This window comes from Candidatus Methylomirabilis sp. (assembly GCA_036000645.1).
Lineage (GTDB): Bacteria > Methylomirabilota > Methylomirabilia > Methylomirabilales > JACPAU01 > JACPAU01.
Window position 1 is genome coordinate 31754 of sequence record DASYVA010000150.1, and the last position, 8407, is coordinate 40160.

At 71.4% G+C, this 8407-nt stretch carries 9 protein-coding genes; all 9 read right to left on the minus strand.

The genetic code is table 11. From position 1 onward, the window contains the following. Positions 1–144: 144 nt before the first annotated feature. On the minus strand, positions 145–717 hold the full coding sequence (locus tag VGT06_08575; GenBank protein ID HEV8663177.1) for a vitamin K epoxide reductase family protein: 573 nt from the start codon (positions 715–717) through the stop codon (positions 145–147). Positions 718–770: 53 nt separating this feature from the next. Next, the gene (locus tag VGT06_08580) at positions 771–2120 is read right to left on the minus strand and encodes a cytochrome c3 family protein (protein HEV8663178.1); all 1350 of its coding nucleotides are present in this window, start codon (positions 2118–2120) and stop codon (positions 771–773) included. Continuing rightward, a complete protein-coding gene (locus VGT06_08585; protein ID HEV8663179.1) occupies positions 2117–3031 on the minus strand; it encodes a cytochrome c3 family protein in 915 nt (304 codons plus the stop codon). Before VGT06_08585 ends, VGT06_08580 begins: the two co-directional genes overlap by 4 nt. After that, entirely contained in the window at positions 3028–5181 is a 2154-nt protein-coding gene (locus VGT06_08590) for a cytochrome b/b6 domain-containing protein (GenBank protein ID HEV8663180.1), read from the minus strand. The genes VGT06_08585 and VGT06_08590 overlap by 4 nt, the downstream gene beginning before the upstream one ends. After that, positions 5166–5510 (minus strand): c(7)-type cytochrome triheme domain-containing protein, encoded by a 345-nt coding sequence (locus tag VGT06_08595; GenBank protein ID HEV8663181.1) that lies wholly within the window; start codon positions 5508–5510, stop codon positions 5166–5168. Before VGT06_08595 ends, VGT06_08590 begins: the two co-directional genes overlap by 16 nt. 32 nt (positions 5511–5542) lie before the next feature. Continuing rightward, positions 5543–6178, minus strand: a complete 636-nt coding sequence (locus VGT06_08600; protein ID HEV8663182.1) for a c-type cytochrome — start codon at positions 6176–6178, stop codon at positions 5543–5545. After that, positions 6175–7272: a cytochrome b N-terminal domain-containing protein gene (locus VGT06_08605; protein ID HEV8663183.1), complete on the minus strand. Its 1098-nt coding sequence runs from the start codon at positions 7270–7272 to the stop codon at positions 6175–6177. The genes VGT06_08600 and VGT06_08605 overlap by 4 nt, the downstream gene beginning before the upstream one ends. A gap of 139 nt (positions 7273–7411) precedes the next feature. Beyond that, entirely contained in the window at positions 7412–7867 is a 456-nt protein-coding gene (locus tag VGT06_08610) for a ubiquinol-cytochrome c reductase iron-sulfur subunit (protein HEV8663184.1), read from the minus strand. Next, positions 7860–8407, minus strand: a 548-nt coding sequence (locus VGT06_08615) for a hypothetical protein (protein ID HEV8663185.1), incomplete at its 5' end; no start/stop codon positions are given. The genes VGT06_08615 and VGT06_08610, both read right to left, overlap by 8 nt.

Sequence of the window (8407 nt, forward strand, 5' to 3'; positions counted from 1 at the left end):
CGCGATGATCCAGGTGGGGTACAGCCGGATGCCAAGGCGCGCGCACAGCTCGGGCCGGGCGCGCGGCCCTCTGGGGTCGCACTCGATGTACGGTAGGAAATCCGCCGCGGGCCCGAACCGGGCCTTCTGCTCCCCGCACGCGGGTCACCAGTAGGCGCCGTACATGACGGCTCCGCTGTCAGTAAGGTGCCGGGCAAGGACCTGCGGATACCCGCCGGCCTCCCGCGGGCCGCCCAGCGCGAACCCGCCGGCGCCGAGGCCAACCGTCGCCAGGGCGGTAACCGCCGCGAGCGCGAAGAGCCGGGTCGGGCCCAGGGGCGGCCGCCGCTCGGTCGGGGCCGGGCGACGCACGAGAACCACGGCGAGCAGCGCAACCGCGATGCCGGCCGAGAGGAGACAGGAGGCGCAGAGGGCGCCGATCAAGAAGACTTGGAGCGCCGTAAGCAGTGCGGAGAAGGAAACCCCCCCCACGGCCAGGAGGAAGGCGGCGAGCCACCGTCGCGCGTCCAGCCCGAGAAGCGCGAGTGTCCCGACCGCCGCGTAGAGCATGGCGCCCCAGAGCGCGGTCGGCAGCCCGAGGAAGACGGCATACCGGCTCGCCTGGACGGCTTCGCAGCCGCTGCCGGCCACGCAGAAGGGGGCGCTGCCGGCTGCGAGCTTGGCGACGGTGAGGGAGCCCGCCAACAGAAGCCCGGCGGCCGAGAGTCCGACGAGCACCCAGTCGGGCCGGGGATTCTCGGATCGCGAGCGGGGCGCTCTTCTTCCCCTGCTCATCGCCGCCCCGCCTGCGCGACCGCCTCCTCGGCCTTCCGGCGCGACGCCTCGAGGAGCGCCGCGGCGGCCGCGGGGTTGTGGACCCCCCGGCCCCCCCGCACGAGGGCGAGCGCCTCCCGAGCCTCCCGCGCCAGCGCCTCGGCCTCCGGGACCCGGCGGCCGGCCCGGCGCGCAGCCCCGACCGCCGCGTCGGCACGCTTGAGAGTATCGCCTGCCCCGGCCGCCTCCCGATCGAGCCCGCTCGTCCACTCCCGGAGGAACTCGAGGTAGGCGACGTCGTGGCAGGCGACACACTTGGTGCCGACCGCCCGGCGCGAGTGCCGCTGCGTGAAGTCGTGGCACCCCGTGCAGGAGACGGCGGCGGCCATGCTGTTCGGCTCGACCTTCACCAGGGCCGTCTGCGTCTCCCCCCGGTAGAAGGCGCTCTGGAGGCGATGACACGCCTCGCAGCGATCGTTCTGGGGATTGTGGTGGCAGCCGGTGCAGGTGGCGGCCGTGGCGGTGACGGCCTTGTGGACCTCCGGGGAGTGGCAGGCAGTGCAGACCGCGCCGAACTCGGTCACGTGCCGGGCGTGGGGCACCCTCTGTTTCCCGAAGGCGACCGTCTCGGGGAGCCTGACCCCCGCCCGCTCATGGCAGAGCACCGCGCAGTAGCCGCCCCGGACGAGCGCGTCCTCGGTCCGGGCCGGCGATGCGCCCAGCAGGGCGAATGCCTCGTCGAGCCACCCGTTGGCGACCTTGAGGAGATCCGCGGCGTAGAAGACGTTGTGCACGCCCCGGCCGAGCGCCACGAACTCGACGTTGAAGGCGGCGTCCGCGACCAGCCGCTCCGCGCGCGCCCGCTTCGGCTCCTTCGGATCGGCCTTGACGAGGGCGGCGCGCGCGCCCTCGAGCTTCGGGGCAAGCACTTCCCGCATCCGGGTCAGGGTCTGCTGCCATCGCTCGAGCATGCCGCGGTACCGCTCCCCGTGGCAGCCGAGGCAGGCCTGCTCGCTCGGCCGGAAGGTCTGCCCGACGATCCCGGCCCGGCTCCCCGGCTCCTTGGGCACGATGTGGCAGGCCACGCACTCCACGCGCACCTGGAACATGTGGCTCGGGATCATGGGGGTCCCTCGCCCCCCCATCCCCAGGTACATGAGGAGGACCCCCCGGTGTTTGCCCTCGTGGCAGTTGCCGCATGGGAGCTCGCCCGCCCGGTGGGGGGTCGGCGAGGGCGGGGGCTCGGCCGGCGCGGGGGGCCGCAGGGAGGGCCGGGGACCCTGGGCCAGCAGGACGGGAGGGCCGGACCGGGCGAGGACCCCAGCCATGAGGCCGCCCACCGCGAGGAGCAGCAGCGACCGCCTCACCGGGCCGTGACCTCCCCCCGCAGGGCGCCGCCCGGGCCAGCCGAGGCCACGGGAATCCCGATCGGCGGCGGAAGCTGGTGCCGGATCTCGGTATGGCACCGCGCGCACTCGATGTTGTGCCCGGCCACGTGGAAGTCGTGGAGGAAGGGCGTGTCGCCGTAACGGTCGAGCTTCTCCGGCTGATTGTGGCAGGTAAAGCAGCGCTCCCGTGGCGCTTCCCCCTCCCCCTGGATGACGTTCAGGTGGCACTTCTGGCAGGCGACACCGCGGCGGACCATCTCCTCGTGGCTGAACCGGACCGAGCCGACCAGGATCTCCCCCTTCGGCGGTTGGTGGCACCCGGTGCAGCCCGCGATCGGGCTCAGCTCCCGCCCGACCTTCATTCCTTTGAAGTGGCAGAGGAAGCAGGTGGACTCAGTAACCTCGATGTGGGTCCCCACGACAATCTGCGAGTGGCAGCTCGTGCAGCGGAGCTGCCGGCCCCGCCGGACCTCCTCGAGGTGCGGGCGGTGGTCGAAGATGATGCCGCGCTTGTAGACGACTTTCCCTTCGAGGAGGCGCTGCGAGTGGCAGCCCGAGCGGAGGCAGCTCGCGTCCTCCACCTCGGCAAAGGGCTTGGAGCTGTAGGTCTGCGTGGCCCACTTTGCCACCTGGGCCAGAGCCTGGTACTTGACCCAGAGGGAGTCGCGGAAGCCGGGCGGGTAGTGGCACTCCACGCAGGTCACCGCATTGTGCTTGGAGGTCTTCCAGGCCGCCACGTAGGGCTTCATGATGTGGCAGGAGTTGCAGAGGAGGGGGCTTGTGCTCACATGGTAGAGGCCGGCCAGGGCAACGCTCCCCAGCGCCAGGAGGGCCGCCGCGACGATCAGCAGGAGGCGTCTGCGGTGGCGGGCGGGCAGCCGGTCGGTCACCGGGCCTCCTCCCCCGAAGCGCCACCCCCCACTTCCCGTGCCCCCCCCGCCCGCAGGATCTCCTCCAGCTCGGCGGGATGCTCCCTGGCCATCTGCTCCCCGGTGAGCGTCCCCGAGAGCCAGACCCGGCTCATCGGGTAGACGTCGGGCCGGAAGATGACGCTGTAGAAGTGCCAGACCAGGATCGCGAGGGTCGCCAGCCAGGCCTCGTAATAGTGGATAACGGTGGCGAGGTCAATGCTCCAGAGGGGCCAGCGCCTGAGGACCACGGTCTGGAACCACATGATGACGCCGGTGGCGGCCATCACGGCCGTGCCCCAGACGACCGCCCAGTACTCGAGCTTCTCCACGTAGCTGAACCGGTGGAAACGGGGCCTCTCCGCGCATAACCCGAGGTTGAAGGCCACAAGCCCCCACGCCTCCCGCAGGTCCCGCCACCGGGGGCGCATGGCTCGGAGCTGGGTGCGACCCCGCCGCGTGCCAAGGAGGTAAACCAGGTGGTAGAGGCCCCCCGCCATCAGCACCACGCCCGCGATGCGGTGGGCCCAGGAGCGGATGGCGTACCCCCCCTCGATCCAGACCAGAGGCCGGGCCCACCAGGCCTCCGGAAACTTCAGGGCGAAGCCGGTGAGGACCAAGACGAGGAACGCGGTGAGGAGGACGCCGTGCTGAATCCGCTCGCCCACGGTCAGGCGCGTGAAGAGCCGCCGCGCCACCTCGACGGGCACGGGAGGCTCGGTCCCCTCCCCTCGCACGTCCGCGCGCCAGCGCTCGCGGAGGCGCGTTAGGAAGTCCAGCCCGTTGTGCAGGCTCATCCCCCCGATGGTGACCAGGATGATCCCGAGGTAGATCCGGCGCACGAGGGCTACCCAGGGGTGCTCCCCGAACCCCGGTCCGACGTGAATCCGCGCGCTCGCAAGCTGCACGCCGGCCCCCGGGTGGCACTGGCCGCAGGTCCCGGCGAGGTTCGCCGGGTGAATCGTGGAGCGGGGATCGGAGGAGGGAAAGATGTTGTGCGTCCCATGGCAGCTCGCGCAGTTCGCCACCACGGGCGACCCCCCCCGCACGGCCAGGCCGTGGAAGCTGTCGAAGAACGTCCCGGCCCGCCGCGCCGCCAGACCGAACTCCTCGATCACCGGGGTCGCCTTATGGCACGCCGCGCAGGTCGTGGAGACCGCGAGGGGCGCGACGGGCGACCCGGGGGCGCGGGTGGCGGTGATCCCGTGCTCGCCGTGGCAGTCGGTGCAGCTCGGCGCTGCGAAGATCCCCCGGGAGACCGCCTCCCCGTGCACGCTGGTCCGGAACTGGGCGGCTTCATCCGTGTGGCAGTGGCTGCAGGTCACCGGCACGTTGCGCTTGAAGATGGTCGAGGCCGGATCGGCCGCCCGGAGGATTTCGTGTCCGCCGTGACAGTCGGTGCAGGTGGCGGCCTTCAGGTTTCCCTGCTCCCGGATGGCCCGGCCGTGGACGCTCTGCTCGAAGAGCGCCACGACCCGCGGCCGGGCGATCCGCTCCTCCCGGATCACCTTCGGATCGGCGTGGCAGATGGCGCACGTCTCATGGATGCGGCTCCGGTGGGTGGGCGAGGCCGGGTCCCGGCGGGATTTCACGGCGTGGGCCGTGTGGCAGGTGGCGCAGGTGGGCAGGGTCCGCTTCCCGTCTCCCCGGGCGGTCGCGTGGATGCTGGCCGCGACGGCCGTCGCGGCGCGCCGGTGGCAGGTCGCGCAGATCGCGCTGCCGTCCGCGGCCGCCGGCCGGATCTGATGGCTGCCGTGGCAGGCGACGCAGGCGCCGCTCGCGCCCCCGCCCCCGAGCCTGGCGTGCACGCTCCCCGGCACCTCCTCGTGGGGCTGTGCGTGGCAGGTCTCGCAGCGAACGGGCGGCAACTGCGCCTCGTGGGGGGCCGTGGCCGTCGCATGGCAGGCCGCGCATTCGAGCCGGCCGTGCGCGGAGATCCGGAGCGCTCCCTGATCCACGAAGACCGACGCGGACTGCCCGCGCGCCGGCGCCTCTCGCTTGAGGTCCCGGTCCGCGTGGCAGCCCAGGCACTCCTCTGCGGCGGGCGGGGGTTGAGCCCGGGCCTCTGCGCCCGCCACGAGCAGGGCCAGGAGCGCCAGGAGGAAGACTCTCTTCGTCAGGGCTTGTGGCACCTGTCGCAGGCGTCGATCGGGAAGACGACGGTCCCCGCGATCTGCTTCTTGCCGTCGTGGCAGGCCCCGCAGAATTTCCCCTCCTGGAGCGCCGCGAGCGTGATCGTCCCGGACTGGCCGCGCTTCATCTTGAAGACCTTCACATGGCACTCCGTGCACTTCTCCACCTTCGCCCGGTGTTTCTCATGGCTGAAGGTGACCGGAGCCGGGCTGTCCTTGCCCTTCTCGAAGGTGAAGTCCGGGGGAACCTTGACCTGGGCGGCGCCCGGGGAGAAGGCCAGGAGCCCCATCCCGAACCCGACGGCAAGCGCGAGAACCCCGAAGCGCATGCACCGCACAGTCGGCTCCTCCCTCTTGGGGGTTACTGGGGTGACGCCGCGCTGGCGCTCCGGAGGAACCCGAGGAGGTTCCCCATCTCGTCGCGGGAAAAGCGCGGATAGAGCACGCCCCGCTCGGCCGCCACCGCCGCCATGCGCGGGGTGTGGGTCCACATCGTGGCGGCCCACGCCGCCGCCGAGGCGTAGTCGGCCCGGCGCGCGGCCAGGTCCGGGCCGATCTGGCCCCCCTCGCCCCGGAGACTGTGGCACTTGAGACAGCCCTTCCGGACCAGCACCACCTGGCCTTTCAGGGGATCCGGTGGGGGATCCCGGGCAGGCGCAGCCTGCAGATACGCCATCAGGTCGGCCATTTCCGCAACGCTCATCTGCGGCCACGGGGCCGCCTCCCGCCTGAACGCCGTGAACATCGCCGGGACGTGATTCCACATCCGGCCCGCCAGCTCGAGCGCCCCCTGCGGCTTGCGGAGGTCCTCAAGGGCTGGCCCGGCCCCCGGATGGTCGCGGGGAAGGTGGCAGGCGGCGCACCACTTGCTCGCGAAGAGGGTGCGGCCGCGCGCGGCGTTCCCTGGCGGCTCGGCGGGGCCCTGCGCGCCCGCCCCCGGCGGGACACAGAGCCCCGCACCGAGCAGGAGGGCCACGAGCGGTCGGACCGGCTTCACCTGGTCGCGCTCGCAGTGTAGCCGAGATACGTCAACGCAACCATGTACAGGATGAGGGCGATCCCGATCCCCGTGAAGAGGCGGGAGGGCTCCCCCCGCGCCGTCCGCCGGTCCAGGAACGGGATGAGCAACAGGAACAGCCCGCCCACCCCGAACCCCAGGACGCCGACGATCTCTCCTTCGATGCCCAGGATCCTGGCCGGCAGGTACTTCAGGGTCTGGAACATGAACATGAAGTACCACTCGGGCTTGATCCCGACCGGGGCCGAGGCGAACGGGTCGGCCTTCTGGCCCAGCTCGGCAGGGAGGTAGGCGGCCAGGGCCGCCAGCGCGGCCAGGGCCGAGAGCCACCCCACCAGGTCCCGCAGGAGGAAGTTGGGGAAGAAGGGCATCGTGCCCCTGATCCCTGCCCGGCGTTCCACGGCCGGCGGAACGCTCATCCCATGCTTCTGGACCAGGAAGAGGTGGAGCCCCAGCAGCAGGGCCGCCACCGCCGGCAAGACCGCCACGTGGATCCCGTAGAAGCGCGTCAGGGTAGCCCCGGTGACCTCGTCCCCCCCCCGGAGCAGCCGCCGGAGGAACGGTCCGATCCCCGGGACGACCCCCGTGATTTCGGTCCCCACCTTCGTCGCGAAGTACGCGAGCTCGTTCCACGGCAGCAGGTAGCCCGTGAAGCCGAAGCCCATGGCGATGGCCATGAGGGCGATGCCCGAGAGCCAGGTGACCTCGCGCGGCGGCCGATACGCCTTGAGGAGCAGCACGCTGAAGAGGTGGAGGAAGATGGTGAAGATCATGAGGTTGGCCGCCCAGGAGTGGATCGACCGGATCAGCCAGCCGAACTCCACCTCCGCCATCAGGAACTGGACGGACTCGTACGCCTCCTCCGCGCTGGGGCGGTAGTAGAAGAGCAGGAGAATCCCGGTCGCCACCTGGACCAGGAAGAGGAAGAGGGTCATCCCCCCCAGGTAGTACCAGACCGTGTGCCGGTGGACCGGGACTTCCTTCTTCTTGGCGAGCTTCTCCAGGCCGGCCAGGCCGATCCGCTCGTCGAGCCACAGCCACAGCCTGCCGTGCCCCTTGTCGAGGGTTCCCATCTCTAGGCCTTCCCTCCGGGTCGAGACGCGAGCATGGCAAGGCTCGAGGGAGGAGCCGACCGGAGGCATACGCAATTGTTTGAGGATCGGCGACGACTGAGAACGCAGCCAGGCGAAGCGTATCGGGCCGGAGGCATCCTCAGGCGCCCTTGCTCACCACGATCTGGTTTCCCCGCGCGTTCACGACAAAGGCGTCGAGGGGCCGGGGGGGAGGCCCGGCGATGTTCCTGCCGGTCAGGTCGAAGTGACCGTTGTGGCAGGCGCACCAGATGTGGCTGAGGTCCGGGCGGTACTGCACCGTGCAGTTCAGGTGGGTGCAAACGGCGGAGAACGCGCGGAGCTCCCCGGCCGGCGTCCGGACCAGGATCCCGGGGCGGTTCCCGAACTTGAAGATCTGCCCCGTGTTCGGCTTCACGTCCTCAGGCTTGATCGGCAGCGTCACCGTGCCCGCCGCGGACTCGCCGACCGCGGGGGGGATCAGGTAGCGGCCGACGGGGTACAGGACCGAGAGCAGGAACGCCCCGGCGCTCGTGCCGAGGAACCAGTTGAGGAATCCCCTCCGGGTCTCCCCCGAATGCCGCACCGCCTCAGCCATCCCCTCCCCCTTCCCGAGCCCCCCCGCCCCGGGCGAGGGCGCGGCGATCCACCTGCCGGATCTTGAGCACGAGGCCCACGATGAGGGCCAGGATGACCCCCAGTGAGACCGCGAGCCCCTTGCGGCGGAACTGGAGCTCCTCGAGCGCCCGCACCCCGCGGGCGTAGGCCTTCGCGCTGATCGCGAGCCCCGCCTCCGCCTCCTGCTTCACCGCCTCGACCGTGAAGGCATGGACGGCCGCGCGCGCCTTGACCAGGGCATCCGTGGCGCCCTTCAGCTCGAACTGGGCCTGGCTGACCTCCATCCCGGCGTGCTCGGCCTGCAGCAGGATCGTGCGGGCCTTGTCGGTCTCGCCTCGGAGGCCGTCAATCAGCGCCCGCATATCGGCAGCGCCCTTCCCGCCCTTGTCCCCGGCGGCGTGGCAGGCGGCACACACGGCCCCCTCCCCCAGCCCCAACATCTCGTCGCTCGCCTCCTTGATCTCATGGTTCTCATGACAGGTCGCGCACCCGGGGGCCCCCAGCTGGGTGAAGACCTTGG